Origin of the sequence: Anaerococcus nagyae, assembly GCF_040364225.1 — a bacterium.
Taxonomy (GTDB): Bacteria; Bacillota; Clostridia; order Tissierellales; family Peptoniphilaceae; genus Anaerococcus; species Anaerococcus nagyae.
In genome coordinates this window covers 1,582,411-1,607,595 of sequence record NZ_AP031484.1, presented here as the reverse complement: position 1 = coordinate 1,607,595, position 25,185 = coordinate 1,582,411, and the positions used below count along the sequence as shown (strand labels likewise).

Below are 25,185 nucleotides of genomic sequence, written 5' to 3'. Positions count from 1 at the left end.
TAAATATCTTGCAATTTTATAAACTTTATAAGATAATTGATGTAAGAAAAATAAGAGGGGGGTGTAGCAGATGCTTATAAACGATATTGTGATTGCTCTAAGCTTTGTTTTGGCAGTGATTTCTTTGATATCGGTTCTTTTTACTAACAAAAAATTACTTTTTGGCATAATAACTCTAATATTATTTGGATATTTTTACTATCAAAATAGTAAATATAATGTGGCAGATAATGTAACAATATTAACCTTTATAATGGGTATAACTCTCTTGGCTTTGGAAATATTTATACCAAGCTTTGGGGTTATAGGGATCATTGGTCTGATTTTAACAGGATATTCAGTAATGGATAGTTTTTCTGATAGCATGATGGGGATTTTGGTATTAGTAGTAACAGCGCTTGCTATAATCCTCACAGTTACTATTTATGTAAAACTAGGTTTTGATAGGTCTTTATTTGATAGGATGATCTTGTCAAATACGAATTCATCAACTAGAGGATATAATAGTAAAACTAATCATAATAATTTAGTAGGTAAGACTGGCCTTAGTAAGAGTATTTTAAGACCAACTGGTAGAATTGAAATTGATGGAAACACATATGATGCAAAATCTGAGAGTGATTTTATATCAAAGGATAGAAATGTTTTAGTAACTAGCATAAAAAATGGACATATAATCGTAAAGGAGATAGCATGAGTAATTTTATAGTACCGGCAATAGTAATTATAGTTTTGATAGTATTTTTCACCATGGTGCCAGTAGGTCTTTGGATAACAGCAAGATTTTCTGGAGTTAATATTTCTATGGGTTCCCTTGTAGCTATGAGATTTAGAAGATTAAATCCAAGTCTTATAGTAAATGCACTTATAAAATCTCACCAAGCAGGGCTTGAAATCAGAACAGAAGATTTAGAAAGTCACTATCTAGCAGGCGGTAATATCAATCAAGTTGTAGATGCCTTAATAGCAGCAGAAAGAGCGAATATTGATTTGACATTTGAACAAGCAGCGGCAATAGATCTTGCTGGACGTAATGTATTTGAAGCAGTACAAGTTTCTGTAACACCAAAGGTAATCAATACACCAGTTATAGCAGCAGTTGCTAAAAATGGTATAGAAGTAAAGGTTATTGCAAAAGTAACAGTAAGAGCAAACATAGAAAGGTTAGTAGGTGGTGCAGGAGAAGAAACAATTATCGCTCGTGTCGGTGAAGGAATTGTAACAACTGTAGGCTCTGCTAAATCTCATGCAGAGGTTTTAGAAAATCCAGATAATATCTCCCAAACAGTACTATTAAAGGGATTAGACTCTGGTACTGCTTATGAGATTTTATCTATAGATATAGCAGATGTCGATGTAGGACGTAATGTTGGTGCTGAGTTACAAAGAGATCAGGCAGAAGCTGATAAGAATATTGCCCAAGCTAAGGCTGAGGAACGTCGTGCCCAAGCTATAGCTCTAGAGCAAGAAAATAGAGCTAAGGTAGTAGCTGCAGAAGCTAAAATTCCAGAAGCTATATCAAAAGCTTTTGAAGATGGTAACCTAGGTATTATGGATTATTACAATATGAAAAATATCAATGCAGATACTAAAATGCGAGAATCATTATCAGATGTAGATAGTGGTGATATGGATGTTTAAGAAGAAGAAAAAAAGTGATAAAACAATAAAGTCATTTGATGACTGGGCAAAGCAAGCTAAACAATATCTAGATGATCTTGAAGCTGAGGCTAATGAACAGTCAAAAGATAAAAAAGTATATAGGAAATTTTCTAATAATAAAGAAGTGAGCGAACTCTTTCCTAGAGAGTCTAAAAATAAAAGCAAAAAAAATAAGAAAAGCTCAAATAATATAGACAAGAAAACTCATGAAGGCAATGAGAGCATAAGAGGCAGCATAAGAGGATCTACCATGATGGGAGCGCAAGGAGATCCAGTAAACCCTGACCTTAGAAGAAGACTTGCTGAAAAAAAGGCAAAGGATAGGCAAAAGGAAAGAGAAGAAGCCTATACTAGAAAAAAAGAAGCTTATGCATTAAAAAAGTCTAAGGCAAATCATGATGCTCTAAAAAAGAAAAAGGAGCTTAAAAAAGCTATCCTGTATGCAGAAATCCTATCTCCACCTCTTTCTAAGAGAAAAAATCGCTAAAAAAGGTATAGTATATACACAAATTTAATGCGGAGGGATAGACATTAATACAAGTATACAAATAGATAATCCAAACAATGTTGTGACCTTGTTTGGCAATTTTGATAAAAATAGAAAATATATAGAAGAACGCTTTAACACAAAAATAAAATTAAAAGAAGATGCTATAGATGTTACTGGTGAAGGTATCAATGTCGAGTTTACCAAGGAACTTATCATAGAGCTTCTCAATGAGATAAATAAAAATGGCAATCTTGAGTTTCAAAAGATTAAATACCATGCTGATATGTTGGAGCGAGAAAACAAGGATGTCATCAAGCAAGCCCTTGATGACTCAATAATAATAACTGCGACGGGCAAACCTATAAAACCAAAGACATTAGGACAACAGTCCTATATAGATAAAATTAAAAATAACGATGTAGTATTTGGTATAGGCCCTGCAGGTACTGGTAAGACTTACCTTGCTGTAGCTATGGCTGTCAGAAGTTTTAAGCAAGGTGAAGTAAATAGGATCATCCTAACCCGACCGGCAGTGGAAGCTGGAGAAAGCCTAGGATTTTTGCCAGGGGATTTGCAAGATAAAGTAGACCCATATTTACGTCCACTTTATGACGGACTTTTTGAAATATTAGGATTTGAAACTTATCAAGGTCTTGTAGAAAAAGGCATGATAGAAGTGGCTCCCCTTGCATATATGAGAGGTAGAACACTTGATAATGCTTTTGTTATCCTAGATGAAGCTCAAAATACTACAAGTGAACAAATGAAGATGTTTTTGACCCGTCTAGGCTATGGATCAAAAGCTATTATAACAGGAGATAAAACTCAGGTAGACCTTCCTCGTGGCAAAAATAGTGGGTTAAAGACAGCAGAACGCATACTAAAGAGTGTAAAAGGAATAGGGTTTCAAAACTTCACATCAATAGATGTAGTAAGACACCCACTAGTGCAAAGAATTATAGATGCCTACGATAAAGAGGATGCTAAAATGGAGCTAAAAATAAAAGAAGAACAAAAGTAGGGCGTAGGGCGGTGTAGTTTAGCTGACTTTATGTTGATTTCTAATAGTTTCATAGCATAGAAAAAAGAACAGGAAAAAATTATGAATCTCATTATAACAAATCAAACAGACCAAGATATAAATATGGATGATAAGTTAGAAGACGTTATTACTACAGTCCTTGAAACAGAAGGACTTTCTTTGAATTATGAAGTTTCTATTAGCTTTGTAGATAAGGATGAGATTCACAGATTAAATAAATATTACAGGAAAGTAGATAGGCCAACAGATGTCCTATCTTTTCCTATGGATGAGGACTTTTTTATAGAGGGTGTGGACACAATGCTAGGTGATATAGTGATTTGCATGGATGTAGCGAAAGATCAAGCAAAAGATTTTGGTCACAGCCTAGACCGTGAAATAATGTATCTTACAGCTCATTCTTGCTTGCATCTTTTAGGGTATGATCACATGGAAGATGATGAAAAAGTAAAAATGCGCGCCCGAGAAAAAGAAGTTATGAAAAGCTTGGGAGTCTTTAAAAATGAGTGAGAAAGACCGGAGAGAAATTCTTAAAGAAGAAATCAAAGTAGAAGTTCTTGAAGAGCGGAAAAAAGAACAAGCAAAAAAGGAAGAGGCAGAGCAAAAGCTCCATGATCGAAACTTTGAAAAAGAAGAGCTTAGTCATGGACAAAAGTTCCTAAAAGGTTTTGATTATGCCTATGAAGGGCTGGTATGGGCTATTAATCATGAAAAAAATATGAAATTTCATATGTTTGCCCTAGCTATACTCCTAGTTGCTTCTTTATTTTTTAACCTATCTAGGGTAGAGATGATTACCCTAGTTTTTGCTGTTTGCTTTGTCCTGGCTTTTGAGCTTATTAATACATCGGTGGAGCAAGCAGTAAACTTAGCAAGCAAGGGTAAGTACTCATCATTTGCCAAGGCAAGTAAGGATCTTGCGGCAGCAGCTACTTTTATAGCAGCTCTCAATGCACTTTTTGTAGCATACCTAATATTTTTTGATAAATTTATAGATTTTTACAATTCAGTTATCGTAAGGATAGTTCGAAGGCCAAGCCATCTTGCCATTATAACACTATCTCTAGTAATAGTAGTAACTATATTTTTAAAAGGTGTCTTTTATGAAGGACATGGAACTGCCTTTAAGGGTGGCTTTGTAAGTGGTCATACATCTATAGCCTTTGGCATAGCTACAATTGGTATGTTTTTGACTACTGATCCATTAATTAGACTTATGCTAATAGGACTAGCACTAATAGTTGCAGAAAGCAGATATGAAGCAAATATTCACTCAATGGCAGAAATAATTAGAGGAGCCATTCTTGGTACATCCATGGCAATGGCAATATTTGGTATATTTTCATGAATGAAATCGAACAATTAATTAATATAGCTTTAGAAAATAAGAAAAATTCATACTCGCCTTATTCTCATTTTAGAGTATCCTGTGCTGTAAAGACTGGAACAGGTTCTATTTATAAGGGAGTAAACATAGAAAACGCCGCTTATTCTCCATGTATATGTGCAGAAAGATCTGCCATGAGCGCAGCGATAAGTGCAGGAGAAATAGAATTTACCCACATAGTTATAAATGGAGATAGTCATGATACTTTTCCATGTGGGGTTTGTAGGCAATTTATAAGAGAATTTGCCGATAAGAATACACAGATTGTAATAGCAAATGCAGTTGATGACTATAGAATATTCACCATCGATGAGCTTTTGCCACATAGTTTTAGTAACGAGGATTTAAAAGAGATATGAAATCAGGATTTATATCAGTAGTAGGGAGAGCTAACGTTGGTAAATCAACTCTTATGGAGAAAATTCTTAGAGAAAAGATTTCCATAATTTCAAACAAGCCACAGACTACTAGAGATAAGATACAGATAATTTATAATGACGAAGATAGTCAGATTATTTTTATAGATACGCCAGGTATTCAAACTCCTAAAAATAAACTACAAGAAAAATTATTTGAGTTTAGTGAGGATAGTCTTAAGGAATCTGACATAGTAACATTTGTTATAGACAATTCGCTAGAAATAGGTAGACTCGATAATGAAATTATAGAAATGTTAAAGGGCATTCATGTTCCAAAAATATTGCTTATAAATAAAACTGACCTTTTAAGTGAAGAAGAATTTGAAACTATAAAAGAAAAGTTTGAAGCAATGAATATGTTTGAAGCTATAATTGGTATATCTGCTCTAGAAGAAACTAATATTGATAATTATATTGAGCAGATAAAATCAATGCTTGATGTGGGTCCAGCTTACTATGATAGGGATATGATAACTGATAAGAGCGAGCGCTTTATAGTGTCAGAGATTATAAGAGAAAAAGCTCTTAACAATCTTTCTTATGAAGTTCCTCATGGTATAGCAGTTAGAATAGATAATTTTAAAGAACGTGATAATAAAAAATTAATAGACATAGATGCCACAATTATAGTCGAGAAAAATTCACATAAAGAAATTGTAATTGGCAAGGGTGGATCTATGGTAAAGAAAATAGGTATAGAAGCTCGCAAAGAAATTGAAAAATTCCTAGATAGCAAGGTCAATCTCAAGCTTTGGGTAAAAGTCGAAAAGGACTGGCGCAAAAAAGAAAAACTGGTGGATAGGTTTGGCTACAAATGATCTCTCAGATGTATGTGGCTTTGTTTTAAGAGAATTTCCTTATAAAGAAACAAGCAAGATTATAGAGATATTTACAGCTGACTTTGGAAGGATATCAATCCTTGCTAAAGGAGCTCTTAGTAAAAAAAGCAAAACTCTTGGGGTTACCCAAAGATTTGTGAAAGCTTCCTATAATTTATATAAATCTGGAAATGATTTTTATGGAATTAAGGAAGCGATCCTTATAAAATCTTACGGCAAATCAAACAAAAATTTTGATGTTATCCTATATAAATCAGCCATTGCAGATTTACTTTTAAGAACAATTGATCAGATCCAATCTGAGACGATTTTTAAGCTGCTTGACAATACATTTGAAGCCTTTGAAAATGCAGATTGCAATCAAATTAATATATTTTTGGCATTTTTATTAAAATATATCTCATTTTCAGGTTTTAAACCAAACTTAAATTCTTGCAGTATATGTGGAAAAAGGCTAAGTTATAAAGAGGTGTTTTTCTCACCTTATGAGTCATCAATAATTTGTGATGATGACAAAAATTTGATACGTGATAAAATTTTCCTAAATAAGGAAGAATTTACCTACCTAAAAAAACTCCTCTATACAAAATCAGAGGACTTGGCTGGTATAGAAAAGCCAGCAGGCTATAAAAAGATAGCAATTTTAATAATTGATTACACCCTAAAAAACCTTGAAATAACTAGGTTTTCATCTATTGATTGGGTGTATAGAAATGTTAGTGAAAGGAATTAACATGTTGTATTTTGAAGATTTAATACTAAAATTAGAAGAGTATTGGAAAGAACAAGGTTGCTCAGTCATGTTCCCTTATGATATAGAAAAGGGAGCAGGAACTATGAACCCAAATACTTTCCTAAGAGCACTAGGACCAGAACCTTGGTCAGTAGTATATGTAGAACCATCTCGTAGACCTGCAGATGGTCGTTACGGTGAAAATCCAAATAGACTCTACCAACACCATCAATTACAAGTTTTACTTAAACCAAGCCCAGATAATATCCAAGATTTATATCTACATTGTTTAGAAACAATTGGTATTGATCCAAAAGAACACGATATAAGATTTGTAGAAGATAATTGGGAATCACCAACACTAGGCGCTTGGGGACTTGGTTGGGAAGTATGGTTAGACGGTATGGAAATTACTCAATTCACTTATTTCCAACAAGTAGGAGGCATCAACTGCGAGATTGAAAGTGGAGAGATCACTATAGGTCTTGAAAGAATTTGTATGTACCTTCAAAATGTTGATAATGTTTACGATATAAAATGGTCAGAGAATCTCACATATGGAGATGTATTTAAGATTCCAGAATACGAAAACTCAAAGTATTCATTCGAAGATGCAGACAATGATACACTCATGCACTTGTTTGATCTATACGAAAAAGAAGCAAATAGACTCATAGACTTAGACTTAGTTTATCCAGCCTATGATAATGTACTCAAAACCAGCCATGCTTTTAATACACTTGATGCCAAAGGGGCTATTTCAGTTTCTGAGAGAAGCCACTATATAAAAAGAGTGCGTGATGTAAGTAGCAAGGTTGCGAAAAATTATTTAGCAAAAAGAGAAGAGCTAGGATACCCTCTTCTAAGAAAGGATAATGATGAGTAGATACTTATTAGAAATCGGAGTAGAAGAGATACCTTCAGATTATATTGAGGCTACTAAAACCCAATTAAAAGATAAATTTAAAAAATTAATAGATGATAATAAACTTACTGTAGATGAGATTAGAGTAGAATCAACTCCTCGTAGATTTGCAATATTTTTAGAGAATATCAATGCAGGTGAGTCTGATGAGCTAATCTCTATAAAAGGACCTAGTGCAGCTATAGCTTATGATGAAAATGGAAATCCTAATAAACCACTTTTAGGATTTTTAAGAGGTCAAGGAGCAGAGTTATCAGATGTAGTAGTAAAGGACTTTAATGGGTCTGATTATATATTTATAGAAAAAAAAGAAGAGAGCAAATCCGTAGAAGAAGTTCTAAGAGAAAATGTATATGATCTAGTAAAATCAATATCATTTAATAGGTCTATGCGCTGGGGAGCCAAATCCATCCGTTGGGCAAGACCTATCAGATATTTTGTATCAATCCTAGATGATAAAGTCTTAGATTTTGATGCAGAAGGTATCAGCGTAGGCAATATTACAAAAGGACATAGAAGTCTTGGTAGTGATCATATAGAAATATCAACTATAGATGAATATGAAGATAAACTTCGTGAAAATTATGTAATACTATCTAGTAAAGAACGACGTGATTTAATTATACGTGGTCTTAATAAGATAAATATGGAAAAGGGTGGAGAGTTCATGAAAGATGAAGACCTCCTTCATGAAGTAGTAAATATAGTAGAATACCCTACAGTGCTTGCTGGAAATATCGACGAGAAGTATTTGGAACTTCCAAAAGAAGTAATCATTACACCTATGAAAGACCACCAAAGGTATTTTCCAGTCCTAGATGAGAAGACAGGTCATTTGTTACCATACTTCTTACTGGTACGTAATGGCGATGATAACCATAGCGAAAATGTAGTTTCAGGTAATAAAAAAGTATTAGTAGCAAGACTCGAAGACGCTAAGTTCTTCTATGATATTGATACAGCAAGACCACTCGAATCATATGTAGAAGAGCTTAAGAATTTAACATTCTTTGAAGGTCTTGGCGATATGTACCAAAAAACTCAAAGACTTATGGATCTTACAGCTAAGTACCAACAACAACTTAACTTAGGTGAGGATATCAAAGAAGATTTAAAAAGAGCAGCTTACCTTTCTAAGGCAGATCTTGTAACAAAGATGGTAATAGAATTTACAGAGCTTGAAGGAACTATGGGTAGGATATATGCCAAAGAATCTGGCGAATCAGATAGAGTTGCAACAGCTATAGAAGAACAATATTTTCCAAACTCAGCAGGTGGAGCTCTACCAAAATCTATTACAGGTATAGTTTTATCCATAGCAGATAAGATAGATTCTATAGTAGGACTTTATGCTATAGAAAGGTATGTAACCGGTAGCCAAGATCCATTTGGTTTACGTCGTAGAGCATTAGGTCTTATTAATATTATCCTTAAAAACAATATTGACGTAGACCTTAAAAAGCTAATTAACGACTCACTTATAGTCTATACAGAAAAAAATGGCTTGCCATTTGACTATGATACAACTATGGAAAAATCAATAGAATTCATTAAAGATAGACTTAGAAACTTACTTATAGATGATGGCTATAGATATGATGTAGTTAATTCTGTAATTAATTCAGATGATACAAATATATTAAGGATAGCACAAAGAGTAGCAGCAGTAAGCGACTTTGTAGAAGATAATGATGACACATTAAGTTATTTTACAAGGATAAATAACCTAGCTAGGGATAGATCTCTTACAGAAATAAATCCAGATTTATTAGAAAATGATATAGAAAGAAGCTTCTATGAGACTATTAAGAGTCTAGAAGAGAAGCCTTTCCAAAATAGCGAAGATTACAGAAATGAGCTAAAACTGATAGCACAAACCCAAAATGTGGGTAATGATTATTTAGATAATACAATGATAAATGTAGAAGATGAGGCTGTCAAAAACAATAGACTTGCTATGTTAAATACTATTTCAAATAGAATAAGTAGGGTATTTGATATTAGCCAAATAGTCAGATAAGCTAGAAAGGAATTATGATGGGAGAAACATTAACAATTGTAATTATAAGTGATTCGACAGGTGAAACTGCTGATGCCTATCTAAAATCAGTTACAACCCAATTTCCAGATTTGCCAATTAGGGTAGTAAGACATCCAGAAGTGCGAAATATGGAACAAGTAGATGAGATATTTTTAACTATACCTAGCTACTCTATCATAGTTCCAACAATGGCTGATAAAGAAATATCTGATTACATTTGTAAGCTTGCAGATGAAAATCATATAGAGGTTCTATCAATCCTTGAGTATGGACTTGATGTATTTGAAAAAGTAACAGACAAAAAAGCTGTTAGAAAGCCAGGGTTAATCCGTACTCTTTCCCAAGAATATTTCAGTATGATTGAGGCGATAGAATTTGCTATTCAATACGATGATGGCAAAGATCCTAGAGGATTTTTAAAATCAGATATAGTACTTTTGGGAGTTAGCAGAACTAGCAAAACGCCTACAACTATGATACTTGCAACTAAGAACTATAAAGTAAGTAATCTACCGCTTGTACCAGAATCTAGAATGCCACGAGAGATTTTTGAGGTAGATCCAGATAGAATAATAGGTCTTATCATAGATCCAGAAAAACTTGTAGATATAAGAGCGGATAGGAGCAAGGAATTAGGCTTAATTGGAGATTCTATTTACTATAATGATGCAAGAATCAATAGAGAGTTAGAATATGCTAAAGAAGTCTATAAAGATCTAGATTGCAAGGTTATAGATGTAACCAACAATACTATTGAACAAACAGCCACAGATATCATCGAATATTATAAAGCAAAATTCGGCGATGAATAAGAAACAGGAGAAAAGATGAGTTTAAACAAAATTATTGTACTAAATTTTGGTGGACAAACCGATCAACTTATCGTAAGACGTGTACGTGAACTAGGAGTTTATGCAGAACTTCACCCATGCGATGTTGATATCGATAGCTTAGATTTAGAAGGATTAGCTGGAATTATTCTAACAGGTGGGCCACAATCAGTAAACGACAAAGATTCTTTAAGAGCAGATAGCAAAATATTTGAACTAGGAGTACCAATATTAGGTATTTGCTATGGTTTGCAATATATCAATAACTACTATGGTGGACAAATCGAAACACCCAAAAATGGAGAATACGGCAAGACACCACTTTTAGTAGATAAAAATAGCGAGATATTTAAAGATGTCCCACAAGAATCAACAATTTGGATGAATCATAGAGATAGAGTAAGCAAGCTTGCTGATGGTTTTAAGAAAACAGCTTGGACACTTCACTGTCCAGTAGCAGGTATGGAAAACAAAGAGAAAAACATCTATGCAGTACAATTCCACCCAGAAGTTGTTCACTCAGAATACGGTAAAGAAATGCTAGCAAGTTTTGTTCTTGGTATTTGTAAAGCAGAAAAAACATGGAAGATGGATGACTTTGCAGATAAAATTATAGCAGAAATCAAAGAAAAGTACGCTGGGGAAAAAATGATATGCGCCTTATCAGGCGGAGTAGATTCATCTGTAGCAGCAACTATAGTATCAAAAGCTATAGGAGATAATCTTCAATGTATTTTTGTAGACCATGGCTTACTACGTAAGAACGAAGCAGATGAAGTTATGGAAACTTATAAAAATTTAGGACTTAAAGTCAAAAAAGTAGACGCAAGTCAAGAATTTTTAGACTTACTCAAAGGAGTAGATGATCCAGAGACAAAAAGAAAGATCATTGGTAACCATTTTGTAGAAGTATTCGAAAAAGAAGCTAAAGAATTCGGTGAAGCAAAATATCTAGTCCAAGGAACAATCTACCCAGATGTTATAGAAAGTGGAAAAGACAAGGCAAGTGTCATTAAATCTCACCATAACGTAGGAGGACTTCCAGAAGATATGCTCTTCGAAGGCCTAGTAGAGCCATTAAGAGATCTTTTCAAAGACGAAGTAAGAGCTCTAGGTGAATCCATAGGAGTACCACACGATATGGTATGGCGTCAACCATTCCCAGGGCCAGGTCTTGCTATAAGAGTCATGGGAGATATTACAGAAGAAAAACTAAAGATAGTGCGAGAAACAGACGCAATACTTAGAGAAGAAATCAAAAACCATGGTCTAAACGAAGACATATGGCAATATTTTACAGTATGGACACCAATTAAAACAGTAGGAGTAAAAGGCGATGCCAGAGTCTATGACAATGTAATAGCAATACGCGCAGTAGAAACAACAGATGCAATGAGCGTAGAGGCAGCAGAGCTACCATTCAATCTGCTACAAACCCTATCAAGTAGAATGATAAACGAAGTCGCTGGAGTTGGTAGAGTAGTGTATGATATAACCTCAAAACCACCTGGAACTATTGAATGGGAATAAAATAGCTTGAAAGGCTATTTTATGTCAGGACCCTATTGTTGAAACGAAGTTTCAACAATAGCTGGTCTGCTCTTCTTAGGCGAGAAGCGCTGATTTGACGAATAGGAGCATCAGCGATTTTGAGTCGGGAGTGGGAATAATCCCACCTCTTTGGATGGCCGGATGCTTTGCATCGGTCATTTTCTAGATAAACTAATGAGCGAAGCTTGTTAGAGCATTTGAAAAACTAAGCGAGAAAACTCTAGAAGAGTTTTCGAGAGGATTCAGTATTTAAAGATATATTTTTATGTCAGAGCCAATTGTTGGAATTTCAACTAATAAAATAGCTATATTAGTGTCAAGTTAATTTGAGTAGCTAAATATATTTTTATTTGAATGTTTATTGCTTTGGATTAAGCTTTTAAATAGTATTGATAAAAATTTGGGAAATTGCTTATTAATAATTATGAAATATTAATAAAAGAGATATCTAAAAGATGGGGCTATTCCCATCTTTTTTGATCATTATTTAAAGGTAAGGTGGAATAGATAAGAAAAATTGTATAAACTAATATAGTGATAATAATTTAAATTTAGTATAGAGCTTAAGTAATACATTAAAAATAATAACACTATTTATTTAAGCGATAAAATTGATGATTTATATATTATTATAGGAACTAATTTAAGGAGGAATTATTAGTAATATGGAGCCACTAACTAATGAAAATCTAACAACTATGGCGTTATCATTAGCTAATTAATAGTAAAAGGCACTGCATCTGTTGTTAATAAAAAATAAGAGCAAGTAAAGAAGAAAAAAATATAGATAATTTGCGCGCAACTTATGATGGAATTATAAATGAAATATTATTAGAGAGAGAAGAAGCGGTAAGAATAGCACAAGCATATAAGTCAGAGCTTGATAAAATTCAAATTAAAGATGAAGATATTAAGCACTTACATAAAACTGTTGAAAATATTAGATATAGTTAATAATTTTCAAATGAGAGAAGCAAAAAGAGAAGGGAATGAAGCTATACAAAAAGCAAGAGAAATAGCAGAGAGTTTAAATCAAATAAAAGATTTAATTAGTGTAGATACTTTAAAGACTATGCAGCTATTAGGTTTTAATTATAAAACTGCAATTGGAGATCCACTTACACAATTGTGTGCTTATTCTATTATAAATTGGGGTTCAAATACTAATAACGAAGAAAATTAGTACTATTTAATACAGTAAGTTTATATTAATATTAACAAATAATCAACGTACATTTATAGTAGTAGGGCATTTGATAAAACCACACATAGTTTTAGTGAATTTTAATATAAAATTTAAAATGTAATACAACATATAATTAATAAGATAGTAAAGAAAGAGGTGAAATTTTGTTAGATAATAAAGGCTTTGACCTATGGTATGATGATTATGATAAAAGTGTTGGTTTATCTGATTATGATAATACCTATCCATTTGCGGGATATAAGGAGATTTTAAATAAGATTTATAATGAAGTACTAGCATTATCTAGTAAAAAGGTTCTAGATATTGGATTTGGTACAGGTAATCTTACTACGAAGCTTTATGAAAAAGGAATAGAAATTTATGGACAAGATTTTTCTCAAGAAATGCTTAATCATGCCCTAGCAAAGATGCCAAAAGCAAATCTTTATTTAAAAGATATTTCTGAAGGTTTGGATGAATCGTTAAAAGAGAATAAATACGACGCTATAATTGCTACATACTCTCTACACCACTTAGAAGATAAAGAAAAAATATTGTTTATAAAGTCATTGATTCCATTGCTAGCTGATGGAGGTAAGATTTTTATTGGAGATGTAGCATTTAAAACCAGTGAAGAATTAGAGAGCTGTAAAGAGCAAGCAGGAAAATATTGGGATAATGATGAAATTTATTTTGTCTATGATGAGATAAGAGATTATCTTCCAAATTCGACTTTTAAGCCAATTTCGCATTGTGCTGGTATAATTATTATCAACAATTAATTATTTTTCTTTGTAGAAGGGAATATTTAGATACTATAAAAGAACTTTATAATATCGATAACTAATAAACGTTTTAAACATATTTTATTTGAAAAGGACAAAGTGTTGATCACTTTGTAAGAAATATAAGAGGAAAATTTTAATGTTTTTATAAATCTAGATTCTAGTGTTGGGAATAGGATTTTGCTGATAGCGTTTCTTATTCTTTAGCAGAAGCTTGGATTTATTAAGACATAAATCCATTTTGCTTTTGCTTAGATAATGAAAATATATGATTTGAAAAATCACAAACTACTAAAAATGAATATTTATTTATGAGCTATTATTCTTGACTTTATTAGACATATTTTAATATGGTTATAATCAGATTTGATTTAGAAATAGATGCTAGTATATTATTATCAACAAACATACACGGAGGTAAATGTACACTGATTTTATAAGTAATATAGAAATTTTGATACTATTTTTAGCCTATTTAGGTTGTTTTAGTATGCCATATTGTGAATAAGATCGGTGCGTTTACATAGTAATAGGTCTACTCACTTTTGTGAGTGGGCCTTTTTTATATTTTATTTTTGACATGATATGCTTCCTTAAGAAGGATTTATGCTTTTTATAAAAGATTTTATAATTGGACTACTAATGAACACATTTATGAGAAACTTGATCTAAGCTTAGGAGACTATAACAAATATGAATATATTAAATTATCAAAACTATTATCGAGTTTAAATTTTAAAAGATAAAAAATGTACAGAAATATTTCTAACTTATTAAGTGGGTAAAAAGTAAAATTTTTTTTACAAAAATGAATTTATATAAGGCATCTATTAATAATAGATGAACAAATTAAAAACTCATAAATATTTTTCAAACCACAAATAATACAAGATCTGAAAGAATATAAAGGCGTGATTATAGAAATTTCACGTGATAGAGCGATTAAAAAACCAAAAATTTGATAGTATATATTAATTGTATAATAATGGATTGGGAAAATATTTAAATGCAACTAGGAATTTCATTAAGTAATTAGTTTAATAAGTAAGATTCTTAGGTAGAATATGAGTCTTTTCAATAAAAAATACTCTTTAATAGTAAATATTAAATAACAATTATGCAAACATATTCCCGACAAAATGTTCACATATTTCCTACATTTTTATCTTATTATAATTGACAAAATCGATATGATAATATAATATGTTTAAGGAAATATATATATTATAAGGTCAGATGGAGTGGATTAATGGAAAGATCTAGTAACAAATTTTCAAAAATTGTAGTCATATTAGCTACTATTATTAATATTTTCTTTTTTATATTTTTGTTTAGATACAATATTTTACCATCAAAACAAAGATTGATACTATTGTTAATTTTTGCAATCTTTATTGCTTATTCCCTATATTCAGCATTCAAAAAAAAGAAATCATCAAAAGCTCTTACAGTTTTTGCAGTTATATTGATAATTACAAGTATATTACAAGGCTTTTTTGTAGCTTATGCTAACAAATCAATCAAGACTGTAGAGCAAATCAATCAAAAAAATGAACTTAATAAGAACGAGATGTCTTTTGTTGTATTAAAAGATTCGAGTATTCAAAGCCTAGAAGAAGCAGCTACCAAAGAGATAGGAGTTGCCAATGCTTACGATGAGGATAATACTAAAAAAGCCTTAGCGGAATACAAAAAAAATTATTCATATGATCTTATTACAAAAGATATGCGTACTTATTCACAAGCAGCCAGTGCCCTTATGAGTGGCGAAAGCGAAGTGATGCTACTTAACGAAAACTATAGACCACTTATAGAAGAAGATATAAAGAACTTTTCAGAAAAGACAAGAGTATTAGAGTCATTAGTAGTAGCAGATGATAAGAAAGAAAAGAAAGAAAAAGAACAAGTCAAAGAATCAGAATCATTCAATGTCTATATATCAGGTATCGATACCTATGGTAGTCTTTCTACAGTATCTAGATCAGACGTAAACTTAATATTAAGTGTCAATCCAGTAGATAGAAAAATCCTTATAACAACAGTGCCAAGAGATACCTACCTAGCTTTAGGCGGAGATAGTAATAAACTAGATAAGCTTACTCATGCTGGATTATTTGGTATAGATACATCTATAAGAAGTTTGGAAAATCTATTGGATGTTGGTATAGATTACTATGGTAAAGTTAACTTCACCACACTTACGGAGCTTATAGATGTTATCGGTGGAATAACCGTAGATAATCCTGTGGCCTTTACATCTTCTAGTGGCAAATACGATTTTCCTCAAGGGAAAGTAGATATGGATGGTAAGAAGGCATTAGCATATTCTAGAGAAAGATACAATCTATCAGAAGGAGACTTTGATAGAGGTAAAAACCAAACTAGAGTCATGACAGCCATTATTAAAAAGATGCTTAGACCAGAAATCCTGCTAAACTTCAACGAAATATCAAGCATAGCTCTTAAGTCAGTAGACACAGACATATCCTATAACAAGATGATAGAACTAGTAAACAACCAATTAGAAGACGGCAGAGATTGGACAATAGAAACACAAGCACTAAAGGGTGAAGGAGCAAGTGGTTTAAACTCATATCTCATGCCAAACTCCAAACTTTACATGATGCAACCAAACAAAGACTCCATAAAAGAAGTCCACGACAAGATAGAAGAGAATAATAAGTAAGATAAATAGAACACAAAAGATAAACTTAAGGAAAGAATAATGGGACAAACAACAATAGTGCTGATGATCTTAACAGTAATATCTAAAATATTTGGATTCGTAAGGGAATCAGTAATGGCTTCATATATTGGAGCTGGCGAGCTAAAATCTATTTATACAACTGCAATGACAATTCCTACAATTATAACATCTGTTATTATTGTGGGAATAAAATCTGCTTATATACCAGTATATAATAAGGTGAAGAATGAAAAAGGAACTAAAGAAGCAAATGGCTTTACATCTAATCTTATAAATATACTAATTGTTTATGGGGCAATTTCCGTAATCTTGATATTACTATTTGCGGATCCAATATCTAAGATTTTTTCGCCAGATTTGAGTGGTTCTTCATTGAATCTTGCTGCTAATTTTTCTAGAATTTTATCATTATCAGTATTTTTGTCCTTATATGCGTCAGTTATTGGCGGATATTTAAATATTCATGGTAATTTTATTGACCCAGCTATAATTGGGTTTATAAATAATTCTATCATTATTGCTTCTACAATTTTATATGCTAAGACACGAAACCCTTATTTACTTATTATAGGTACTTTTGTTGGGCTAAACTTACAATTTATAAGGTTTCCATTTGCAAGTAAGAAGTTAGGCTTTTCTTATAGCAAAAATATTGATTTTAAAGATCCATATATAAAATATTTAATGGTTATGATACTACCAATAATATTTTCTAGTGCGGCAAATCAATTATCAGTTTTAATAGACAACTCTATGGCTTCAGCATTTTTTGGAGCGGATAGTATTTCAAAAATATTTTATGCAAAGACAATGCTTAATTTTATTACAGGCGTTGTAACATTATCTATTTCAACAGTGACATTTCCAGAAATAGCAAGATTAGGACAATCTGGAGAGATAGTTCAAATGAATAAGTCAGTAAGCTCTGCAATAGTAATGTCTATGCTACTTGTTATCCCTGCGACTTTAGGCATGATGGCTTTGTCAGTACCTATTATTAAAATCGCATTTGAAAGAAATGCTTTTTTGCCGTCTGATACTAGTATAGTTGCAAGTCTTCTTGTAGCCTATGCTCCATCTATAATCTTTGCTGCTTTTATGCAAATATTAACAAATGCTTTTTATTCAATTGGAAATTCAAGAACACCGGTTATAATAATAATAATTCAACAATTACTTAATATTGTTATGAACGTATTATTATCTCGAATTTTTGGATTGGATGGACTAGCTTATGCAACTAGTATTTCAACTATTGTTGCATCATTAATATTAATATTTGCATTCAAGAAAAAGGTTGGACAATTAGAATCTAATAAAGGCTTAAAGTCTATTATTAAAACTTTAACAGCATCTATTATAATTTCAATATTGGCGAGAATCATATATGAATTTCTAAAAAAAATACTCACGTTGCTACCAAGTTTATTTATAGCTGTTGCTATAGCTGGTCTCATTTATATTGTTTTGATAGTATTATTAAGAGTACCAGAATTTGATAAGTTAAGAAAATCATTTAAGAATAAGATTAAGGGAAATTAGCCATGGAAGATATAATTAATGAAAAAAAGCGTTTAAATAAAAAAATAATTTTGCTATTAATATTTGATGTTTTAATTATAAATTTGAGCTATTTTATAGCACTTTTTTTCAGGTTTGATGCATCGTTTAATAGTATACCTAAGGTATATTTAGATTATTTTAAAAGATATTCCACTATAAATACTATTTTTACTGTATTCATATACTACAGATTTAGAATGTACAAGATGATTTTAGAATATGCATCTTACAGAGAGTTAATTCAAATAACACAAGCTGTTATTTTATCATTTTTTGCTCATGCTATAGGAATAAGTATTTTATTTGGAAGAATGCCTGTTTCTTATTTTGTATTTGGATTTCTTATACAATATGTTTTGACAGTATCTTTGAGGTTCGCAAAGAAAATTTTAATACAACGTAGATACAATATAAAATTCAGAAATAATAATTTAAAAAAAGCTATAATTATAGGTGCTGGCTCAGCTGGACAGACTATAAAAAAAGATATAAATAATTCTAATAAAGAAGAGAGTACTCACATAAAAGTAGTAGCATTTATAGATGATGATCCTTCCAAAGAAGGACAATATATAGATGGGACAATTATATATGGTGGCAGAAAGAAAATAAGAGAACTGGTAACAAAAGAAGATATTGATCTTATTCTTGTAGCGATTCCTTCGGCACCAGAAGATCAAAGGAAAGAAATCCTAACGATATGTAATAGTACCAATTGTGAAATAAAAATTCTTCCAGGCATTTACCAATTAGTTTCTGGTAAAATCTCCGTTTCCAAAATGGAAGACATACAAATAGAAGATTTATTAGGTAGAGAACCAGTTAGATTATTTAATAATGCTAGTAATGACTATCTTAATAATAAAACTGTTTTGGTGACAGGTGGTGGTGGTTCTATAGGGTCAGAATTATGTAGACAAATAGCCCAATACGGCCCAAAACAATTAATTATATTTGATATCTATGAAAACAATGCTTACGAAATAGAGCAAGAACTAAAGAGAAACTACAGTAATTTAAAATTAAAAACTCTTATAGGATCAGTCAGAGACTACAATAGAGCCAGAAAAGTCTTCAAAGACTACAAACCAGACATAGTATTTCACGCAGCGGCTCATAAACATGTGCCACTTATGGAAGAAAGTCCTGCAGAAGCAATAAAGAATAATGTTAGAGGTACATATATAATTGGACTCCTATCACTTATCTATGATACAAGAAGATTTGTCCTCATATCCACAGATAAGGCTGTAAATCCTACTTCGGTAATGGGAGCAACGAAGAGAGTTTGTGAGAAAATAATACAAGGGTTCAATGAAGCTAGAACAAATAAGGAATTTGATAAGCTTGCAAAAGTCATAGTCCAAGATGGAGATAGAAATATAACTATAGATCCTTGTGAAAAACTAAAGGACAAAAATCCTCAAACAGAATTTGTAGCAGTAAGATTTGGAAATGTTCTGGGATCCAATGGTTCGGTTATTCCACTATTTAAAGAACAAATAGCTGCAGGAGGGCCAGTTACAGTAACACACCCTGATATAATTAGATATTTTATGACTATCCAAGAAGCTGTAAAGCTTGTTTTACAAGCTGGTTCAATGGCTAAAGGTGGAGAAATATTTGTTCTAGATATGGGAGACCCTGTTAAGATAGATGATTTGGCTAGACAGTTAATAAGACTATCAGGATATCAACCTGATATTGACATGAAAATAGTTTATACAGGACTTAGACCTGGAGAAAAACTATATGAAGAAAGACTCATGGACGAGGAAGCGCTATCAGATACGTCCATAGAAGGTATATCTATAGGTAGACCGTTAGAGTTCTCTAAGGAAGAATTTTTTGGAAAACTTGATTATGTAATAAATCAAGAACAAATAGATGAAATAGACATTATACAAACAATCACTAGTCTAATAGATACTTTTATTGGAAAATAAACACAATAAGGAGGAGTAGCGTGTATAAGAAGCATATAAAAGCTTTGGAAAATAAAGTATGGTTATCAAGTCCCACCATGTATGAAGATAGTATGCAATATGCTATGGAAGCTTACAACACAAATTGGATGTCGACAGTAGGAGAGAATATAAATGTATTAGAAAAAAGAGTTGCAGAATTGGTGGGATGCAAGGAAGCAGTTGCTCTTGCATCTGGTACAAGCTCTATACATTTAATGACAAAACTTGCTGGAATAAAAAGAGGGGACAAGGTATTCTGTACAACTTTAACTTTTTCTGCAACAGTTAATCCACTTTGTTATGAAGGAGCAGAACCTATATTCATAGATTCAGAATATGATACATGGAATATGGATCCAAAAGCATTAGAAAAAGCTTTTGAACTTTATCCTGATACTAAATATGTCTTATTAGTACATTTATATGGTACTCCAGCAAAACTAGATGAAATTTTAGAAATATGCGAAAAATATGGTGCTACTCTCATAGAAGATGCAGCAGAATCTTTTGGAGCAACTTATAATGGTAAACAAACAGGAAGTTTCGGTGCCCACAATGCTATCTCCTTTAATGGAAATAAGATTATTACTGGGACATCTGGAGGTATGCTTCTAACAGATTCTATAAAAGCTGCTGAGAAAGCAAGAAAATGGTCAACCCAATCACGAGAAAATGCTCCCTGGTATCAACACGAAGAAGTAGGTTATAATTATAGGATGAGTAATGTTATAGCTGGTATAGCTAGAAATCAACTTGATAGATTGACTACACATATAGAAGAAAAGAAAAATATATATTATAGATATAAAGAAGGATTAGAAGGATTGCCAATACAAATGAATCCATTTGAAGAAGATAAATCAAATCCTAATTACTGGTTATCATGCTTGATAATAGATAAGAATTATATGGCAAGACAAGTAAGATCTGATAAAGAGTACCTTTATAAACAAGAGAATGGAAAGTCATCGCCTCATGAGATATTAGATGCTATAAAGTCCATAAATGCAGAAGGAAGACCGATTTGGAAGCCAATGCATAAACAACCTATCTTTATGAATTATGACTTTATAAATAGATACGGTCATGCAAAAGCTATGACCAATGCTTATATATCAGGAGGATTTATAGATGAAAGAGACAATCTACCAGAAGACATATCTATGGATATATTCTCAAGAGGTTTATGCTTGCCAAGTGATAATAAGATGACAGAAGAAGAGCAAGATCGTATTATAGAGGTCATTAAGGCTTGTTTTGAATAGAGGACAGTTTGAAAAAAATAAGTTTAATTATAAAAAGAATATTTGATATATTTTTAAGTCTGATAGGTTTAATTATTTTGTCCCCGCTATTTATTATATTAGCAATATTAATAAAAATAGACTCTGACGGTCCTGTTTTTTTTATTCAAGAGAGACTAGGTCAATATGGTAGAGTTTTTAATATACTTAAGTTTAGAACCATGGTAGTTAATGCAGAGAATATTGGCGATGGAATTTCTTTAAGAAGTTCAAGTGATCCAAGGATAACAAAAGTAGGAAAATTTCTTAGGAAATATAGCCTAGATGAGCTACCACAATTAATAAATGTACTGGTTGGTGATATGAGTCTGGTTGGTCCAAGGCCGCCTGTTACTTATACACCATATGACGGATATGGTAACTATCCAGATTGGGCAAAGGCTAGATTCATATTCAAACCTGGTATAACAGGTTTAGCACAAGTTACAGTAAGGAATTCTGTTTTTTGGGATGAAAGAATAAAAATAGATTTAGAGTATATAGATAGTTTTAATATCATTTTAGACTTTGAAATTTTACTTAAAACATTAGTAAAAGCTATTAATTCTGATTCTGTATATATGAGGCAGTAGAGAAATTTATGGAATATATTTATATAAATAGAACTAACTTTAACAATTATTTATCCGAGATTGAAAGTCTATACAAGGATTGTTTCGGAAAATTAAATACAGATGATTATTTTAAATGGAGATATTTAGACAATCCTTATGATGATATCCAAATAATAGTAGCTATAAATGCTTCTAAATTAGTTTCATTCTATGCAGTTAGTCCAAGAGAATTATTGTTTAAAAATCAAACATTTAAGACAGCCATTTCTTTAAACACAATGACACATCCAGATTATCGAGGACGTGGTTTGTTTGTTACTTTAGCAGATAAACTATATAAAAATCTGTATAATCAAGGTTATGAGATGGTTTGGGGTTATCCTAATAATATCTCTCATAGAACATTTATAAGTAAACTACAATGGAATAATATCTATGAGATACCAACTTTAGAGAATAATATTGGTGATATAAATATAGATAAGATTTCTTGTAAAAAGAAGTTTAAAATTGTAAATGACAATAGTTTTAATAATGATTATGACAAATTAAGTCTGGATGCATCGAAATTTATTGTAAATAAGGATTCTTCAGTTTTAAAGCGGAGATATTATAATAATCCTAATAATGAGTATATTAATTACTGTATTATTGATAACAATGCAGTTTCTTCGTTTATAGTTGCTAAAAAGTATAACGATCAGATAAATATTATCGACTATATATATAAAAGTAAAGACGAATTTTTTTCTTTATTTAATAAAATAATAAATCTCTGTTATGATACAGATATAAAAAAAGTTACCTTATGGAACAGTATAGATAGTGACCTAAGGAATGACCTTGAAAAATTAGGATTTTATAATAATTATCCAATTAGATATTTTGGAGGAAGATTACTTAATACTAAAATTTCAAAGGATGACTTTCTTAACTGGAATAATTGGATGCTAAGCATGGGAGATAACAATGAATATTAACTCAGAAGATAAAAATATACTGGTAACTAGTGCAGGAACAAGAAATAAAATAATTCAATATTTCAAAGAAAATAATAAAGATGGAAAGACAATAGCAACTGATATGAGTGAACTTGCTCCAGCTTTATATGAGGCTGACGAATACTATATTGTTCCTAGGATAACTGATCCTAATTATATTGATATTATTTTAGATATATGTAAGAAAGAAAATATTGATGGCATACTTTCACTGATAGATCCTGAACTTTCACTCTTGGCAAAAAATGAAGATAGGTTTAAAGAAATTGGCATAACAATAATAGGATCATCTTATGAATGCTGTGAGCTTGCACTTGATAAAATGAATATGTTCAATTGGCTAAAAAATAATGGATATAATAGTGCAAAAAGCTATTTAGATAAAAATGAGTTCTATACGGATTTGGATAAAGGTAATATATCTTTTCCTGTTTTTGTAAAACCCTATGACGGAAGTGCCTCCTTATTAATTAATAAAGTCGATAGTAAAAAGCAAGTAGACCTACTATTTGAAGACCATGATGGTTTAATGATTCAAGAGTTCCTAAATGGACAAGAAATTGGTGCAGATGTATACATCGACTTAATTAGTGGAGAAGTTGTTTCTATATTTACTAAAAAGAAAATCCTAATGAGAGCTGGTGAAACTGATAAATCCGTTTCTTTTAAAGATGAGAGATTATTTGAGCTAATTGAAAAATTTGTAAAAGAAGCAGGGTTTAGAGGACAGATAGATATAGATATATTTGATGTAGATGGAGAGTATTATATTTCAGAAGTCAACCCAAGATTTGGAGGAGGATATCCTCATGCCTATGAATGTGGGGTTAATAATATGAAACTAATCTTAAATAATCTAAATAATATAAAAAATAAAAAAGATATTTCATATGAAGATGGTGTTTATATGATGAAATATAATGAAGTGTCTATCATAGGATTGGAAAATATATGAACAAAAAAAATCTTATTTTTTTATCATTAAGTAATATAAACCCATCAAATATTGATTCTAATGGGATATATACAAGTTTACTAAACAAATTTATTGAAAATGATTTTGATGTATATATATTAAATCCAATAGAAAAAAGATTATATAATGGTCAATCTGAAAAGTTAATAAAAATTGATGGGGTTAACTATTTAAATGTCTTGATAGGGAATATTACTAAAACTAATAAGTTAGAAAAAGGAATATCAACTATTGATATTGAAAAAAAATATATAAAGGCTATAAAAAAATATTTAAGCAATATTAAGTTTGACTTGATTATTTATCCCACTCCACCTATTACATTTTATAAAGTAATAAAGTACTTAAAAAAAAGGGATCAATCTATGGCATATCTTATGCTTAAAGATATATTTCCTCAGAATGCAGTTGATTTAGGCTTTTTTAGTAAAAGGAGTCCTATTTATATGTATTTTAGGAATAAAGAGAAAAAGCTTTATGAAATTTCGGATTATATTGGCTGTATGTCAAAAGCAAATGTTGAGTATTTATTAAAAAATAATTCTAAGATAGATAAACGTAAAGTTGAAATTTTACCAAATAGTATTGATCCTGTAGATATAAGTATAGATGTAAAAGAAAGAACATATGTAAGGAATGAATATAGTCTTCCTTTAGATAAGAAAATATTTATTTATGGTGGTAATTTAGGAAAACCACAAGGTTTAGAATATCTTTTACAATGTATATATAGTGTTCGAGATATCGATGATATATTATTTCTGATTATTGGTAATGGCACTGAATTTAATTATATATTAAATACTAAATCTAAATTCAGTTTAAATAATTTAATAATTATGGAAAGAGTAGAAAAAGAAGAATTTGAAAGATTAGTTGCCGCATCTGATATAGGATTAATCTCTTTAGATTATAGATTTACCATACCTAATTATCCGAGTAGAATTTTAACATATCTTCAAGCGAAATTACCTATTTTAGCAATAACTGATACAAGCACTGATATAGGTTTAGATATAGTCAGCAACGATGTTGGTTGGTGGATAAATAATAATAATTTAAAAGAATTTAAAGAAACTATATATAAAATATTAGAAGAACTTAATGAAGAGAAAGTAGATAAAAAAAAGATAAATTCATATAAATTTTTAGAAAATAATTTTGATGTTTATTATTCCTATAAAAAAATTGTTGAAAAGTTTAATTAAAGTAACTTTTTTAAA

24 protein-coding genes are annotated in these 25,185 nt (G+C 31.1%); all 24 read left to right on the top strand.

Going from position 1 to position 25,185, the window contains the following annotated elements:
• The first annotated feature begins 70 nt into the window (after positions 1-70).
• The 24 genes from ABXG81_RS07830 to ABXG81_RS07715 all read left to right on the top strand — a co-directional run bounded on the left by ABXG81_RS07830 (position 71) and on the right by ABXG81_RS07715 (position 25,170).
• Complete coding sequence (locus tag ABXG81_RS07830; protein WP_117520080.1) at positions 71-697, top strand: NfeD family protein; 627 nt, start codon at positions 71-73, stop codon at positions 695-697.
• Positions 694-1,641, top strand: a complete 948-nt coding sequence (floA, locus tag ABXG81_RS07825) for a flotillin-like protein FloA (RefSeq protein WP_117520078.1) — start codon at positions 694-696, stop codon at positions 1,639-1,641. The genes ABXG81_RS07830 and floA overlap by 4 nt, the downstream gene beginning before the upstream one ends.
• Positions 1,634-2,149, top strand: coding sequence for a hypothetical protein (locus tag ABXG81_RS07820; RefSeq protein ID WP_353528730.1), 516 nt, complete (start codon positions 1,634-1,636; stop codon positions 2,147-2,149). The genes floA and ABXG81_RS07820 overlap by 8 nt, the downstream gene beginning before the upstream one ends.
• 82 nt (positions 2,150-2,231) lie before the next feature.
• Positions 2,232-3,173, top strand: coding sequence for a PhoH family protein (locus ABXG81_RS07815; RefSeq protein ID WP_117520074.1), 942 nt, complete (start codon positions 2,232-2,234; stop codon positions 3,171-3,173).
• Between the two features lie 81 nt (positions 3,174-3,254).
• The gene (gene ybeY / locus ABXG81_RS07810) at positions 3,255-3,704 is read left to right on the top strand and encodes an rRNA maturation RNase YbeY (protein WP_209813280.1); all 450 of its coding nucleotides are present in this window, start codon (positions 3,255-3,257) and stop codon (positions 3,702-3,704) included.
• A complete protein-coding gene (locus ABXG81_RS07805) occupies positions 3,697-4,542 on the top strand; it encodes a diacylglycerol kinase (RefSeq protein ID WP_353528729.1) in 846 nt (281 codons plus the stop codon). Before ybeY ends, ABXG81_RS07805 begins: the two co-directional genes overlap by 8 nt.
• Positions 4,539-4,940 carry a cytidine deaminase gene (cdd, locus tag ABXG81_RS07800; RefSeq protein WP_117520068.1) on the top strand — a complete coding sequence of 134 codons (402 nt, stop codon included), beginning with the start codon at positions 4,539-4,541 and terminating at the stop codon, positions 4,938-4,940. Before ABXG81_RS07805 ends, cdd begins: the two co-directional genes overlap by 4 nt.
• Positions 4,937-5,818, top strand: coding sequence for a GTPase Era (era, locus tag ABXG81_RS07795; protein WP_117520066.1), 882 nt, complete (start codon positions 4,937-4,939; stop codon positions 5,816-5,818). Before cdd ends, era begins: the two co-directional genes overlap by 4 nt.
• Positions 5,805-6,572: a DNA repair protein RecO gene (gene recO, locus ABXG81_RS07790; RefSeq protein ID WP_288223139.1), complete on the top strand. Its 768-nt coding sequence runs from the start codon at positions 5,805-5,807 to the stop codon at positions 6,570-6,572. The genes era and recO overlap by 14 nt, the downstream gene beginning before the upstream one ends.
• A 4-nt stretch (positions 6,573-6,576) precedes the next feature.
• Positions 6,577-7,458 (top strand): glycine--tRNA ligase subunit alpha, encoded by an 882-nt coding sequence (gene glyQ / locus ABXG81_RS07785; protein ID WP_117520598.1) that lies wholly within the window; start codon positions 6,577-6,579, stop codon positions 7,456-7,458.
• Positions 7,448-9,517 (top strand): glycine--tRNA ligase subunit beta, encoded by a 2,070-nt coding sequence (gene glyS, locus ABXG81_RS07780; RefSeq protein WP_316122416.1) that lies wholly within the window; start codon positions 7,448-7,450, stop codon positions 9,515-9,517. Before glyQ ends, glyS begins: the two co-directional genes overlap by 11 nt.
• A gap of 17 nt (positions 9,518-9,534) precedes the next feature.
• Positions 9,535-10,350, top strand: a complete 816-nt coding sequence (locus ABXG81_RS07775; protein WP_316115883.1) for a pyruvate, water dikinase regulatory protein — start codon at positions 9,535-9,537, stop codon at positions 10,348-10,350.
• A 15-nt stretch (positions 10,351-10,365) separates the two neighbouring features.
• The gene (gene guaA / locus ABXG81_RS07770; protein WP_353528728.1) at positions 10,366-11,898 is read left to right on the top strand and encodes a glutamine-hydrolyzing GMP synthase; all 1,533 of its coding nucleotides are present in this window, start codon (positions 10,366-10,368) and stop codon (positions 11,896-11,898) included.
• Positions 11,899-12,711: 813 nt separating this feature from the next.
• Entirely contained in the window at positions 12,712-12,873 is a 162-nt protein-coding gene (locus tag ABXG81_RS07765; RefSeq protein ID WP_353528727.1) for a hypothetical protein, read from the top strand.
• Between the two features lie 10 nt (positions 12,874-12,883).
• The gene (locus ABXG81_RS07760) at positions 12,884-13,102 is read left to right on the top strand and encodes a hypothetical protein (RefSeq protein WP_353528726.1); all 219 of its coding nucleotides are present in this window, start codon (positions 12,884-12,886) and stop codon (positions 13,100-13,102) included.
• A gap of 167 nt (positions 13,103-13,269) precedes the next feature.
• Positions 13,270-13,887 (top strand): class I SAM-dependent methyltransferase, encoded by a 618-nt coding sequence (locus ABXG81_RS07755; protein WP_353528725.1) that lies wholly within the window; start codon positions 13,270-13,272, stop codon positions 13,885-13,887.
• 1,252 nt (positions 13,888-15,139) lie between these two features.
• The gene (locus ABXG81_RS07750; RefSeq protein WP_353528724.1) at positions 15,140-16,576 is read left to right on the top strand and encodes an LCP family protein; all 1,437 of its coding nucleotides are present in this window, start codon (positions 15,140-15,142) and stop codon (positions 16,574-16,576) included.
• Between the two features lie 39 nt (positions 16,577-16,615).
• Complete coding sequence (gene murJ / locus ABXG81_RS07745) at positions 16,616-18,139, top strand: murein biosynthesis integral membrane protein MurJ (RefSeq protein WP_353528723.1); 1,524 nt, start codon at positions 16,616-16,618, stop codon at positions 18,137-18,139.
• A gap of 2 nt (positions 18,140-18,141) precedes the next feature.
• Entirely contained in the window at positions 18,142-20,106 is a 1,965-nt protein-coding gene (locus ABXG81_RS07740; protein ID WP_353528722.1) for a nucleoside-diphosphate sugar epimerase/dehydratase, read from the top strand.
• A gap of 20 nt (positions 20,107-20,126) precedes the next feature.
• On the top strand, positions 20,127-21,392 hold the full coding sequence (locus ABXG81_RS07735; protein WP_353528721.1) for an aminotransferase class I/II-fold pyridoxal phosphate-dependent enzyme: 1,266 nt from the start codon (positions 20,127-20,129) through the stop codon (positions 21,390-21,392).
• An 8-nt stretch (positions 21,393-21,400) separates the two neighbouring features.
• Positions 21,401-22,003: a sugar transferase gene (locus tag ABXG81_RS07730; RefSeq protein WP_353528720.1), complete on the top strand. Its 603-nt coding sequence runs from the start codon at positions 21,401-21,403 to the stop codon at positions 22,001-22,003.
• 8 nt (positions 22,004-22,011) lie between these two features.
• Positions 22,012-22,965: a GNAT family N-acetyltransferase gene (locus tag ABXG81_RS07725; RefSeq protein ID WP_353528719.1), complete on the top strand. Its 954-nt coding sequence runs from the start codon at positions 22,012-22,014 to the stop codon at positions 22,963-22,965.
• Positions 22,955-23,941 (top strand): ATP-grasp domain-containing protein, encoded by a 987-nt coding sequence (locus tag ABXG81_RS07720; protein WP_353528718.1) that lies wholly within the window; start codon positions 22,955-22,957, stop codon positions 23,939-23,941. Before ABXG81_RS07725 ends, ABXG81_RS07720 begins: the two co-directional genes overlap by 11 nt.
• Positions 23,938-25,170 (top strand): glycosyltransferase family 4 protein, encoded by a 1,233-nt coding sequence (locus tag ABXG81_RS07715; protein ID WP_353528717.1) that lies wholly within the window; start codon positions 23,938-23,940, stop codon positions 25,168-25,170. Before ABXG81_RS07720 ends, ABXG81_RS07715 begins: the two co-directional genes overlap by 4 nt.
• The last annotated feature ends 15 nt before the right edge of the window (positions 25,171-25,185 follow it).

Bases quoted from the DNA above. Each gene is read 5' to 3' on its own strand.
- ABXG81_RS07830 (WP_117520080.1), top strand. From the start codon at position 71: ATGCTTATAAACGATATTGTGATTGCTCTAAGCTTTGTTTTGGCAGTG.
- floA (WP_117520078.1), top strand. From the start codon at position 694: ATGAGTAATTTTATAGTACCGGCAATAGTAATTATAGTTTTGATAGTA.
- ABXG81_RS07820 (WP_353528730.1), top strand. From the start codon at position 1,634: ATGTTTAAGAAGAAGAAAAAAAGTGATAAAACAATAAAGTCATTTGAT.
- ybeY (WP_209813280.1), top strand. From the start codon at position 3,255: ATGAATCTCATTATAACAAATCAAACAGACCAAGATATAAATATGGAT.
- ABXG81_RS07805 (WP_353528729.1), top strand. From the start codon at position 3,697: ATGAGTGAGAAAGACCGGAGAGAAATTCTTAAAGAAGAAATCAAAGTA.
- cdd (WP_117520068.1), top strand. From the start codon at position 4,539: ATGAATGAAATCGAACAATTAATTAATATAGCTTTAGAAAATAAGAAA.
- era (WP_117520066.1), top strand. From the start codon at position 4,937: ATGAAATCAGGATTTATATCAGTAGTAGGGAGAGCTAACGTTGGTAAA.
- glyS (WP_316122416.1), top strand. From the start codon at position 7,448: ATGATGAGTAGATACTTATTAGAAATCGGAGTAGAAGAGATACCTTCA.
- ABXG81_RS07775 (WP_316115883.1), top strand. From the start codon at position 9,535: ATGGGAGAAACATTAACAATTGTAATTATAAGTGATTCGACAGGTGAA.
- guaA (WP_353528728.1), top strand. From the start codon at position 10,366: ATGAGTTTAAACAAAATTATTGTACTAAATTTTGGTGGACAAACCGAT.
- ABXG81_RS07760 (WP_353528726.1), top strand. From the start codon at position 12,884: ATGAGAGAAGCAAAAAGAGAAGGGAATGAAGCTATACAAAAAGCAAGA.
- ABXG81_RS07750 (WP_353528724.1), top strand. From the start codon at position 15,140: ATGGAAAGATCTAGTAACAAATTTTCAAAAATTGTAGTCATATTAGCT.
- murJ (WP_353528723.1), top strand. From the start codon at position 16,616: ATGGGACAAACAACAATAGTGCTGATGATCTTAACAGTAATATCTAAA.
- ABXG81_RS07740 (WP_353528722.1), top strand. From the start codon at position 18,142: ATGGAAGATATAATTAATGAAAAAAAGCGTTTAAATAAAAAAATAATT.
- ABXG81_RS07725 (WP_353528719.1), top strand. From the start codon at position 22,012: ATGGAATATATTTATATAAATAGAACTAACTTTAACAATTATTTATCC.
- ABXG81_RS07720 (WP_353528718.1), top strand. From the start codon at position 22,955: ATGAATATTAACTCAGAAGATAAAAATATACTGGTAACTAGTGCAGGA.
- ABXG81_RS07715 (WP_353528717.1), top strand. From the start codon at position 23,938: ATGAACAAAAAAAATCTTATTTTTTTATCATTAAGTAATATAAACCCA.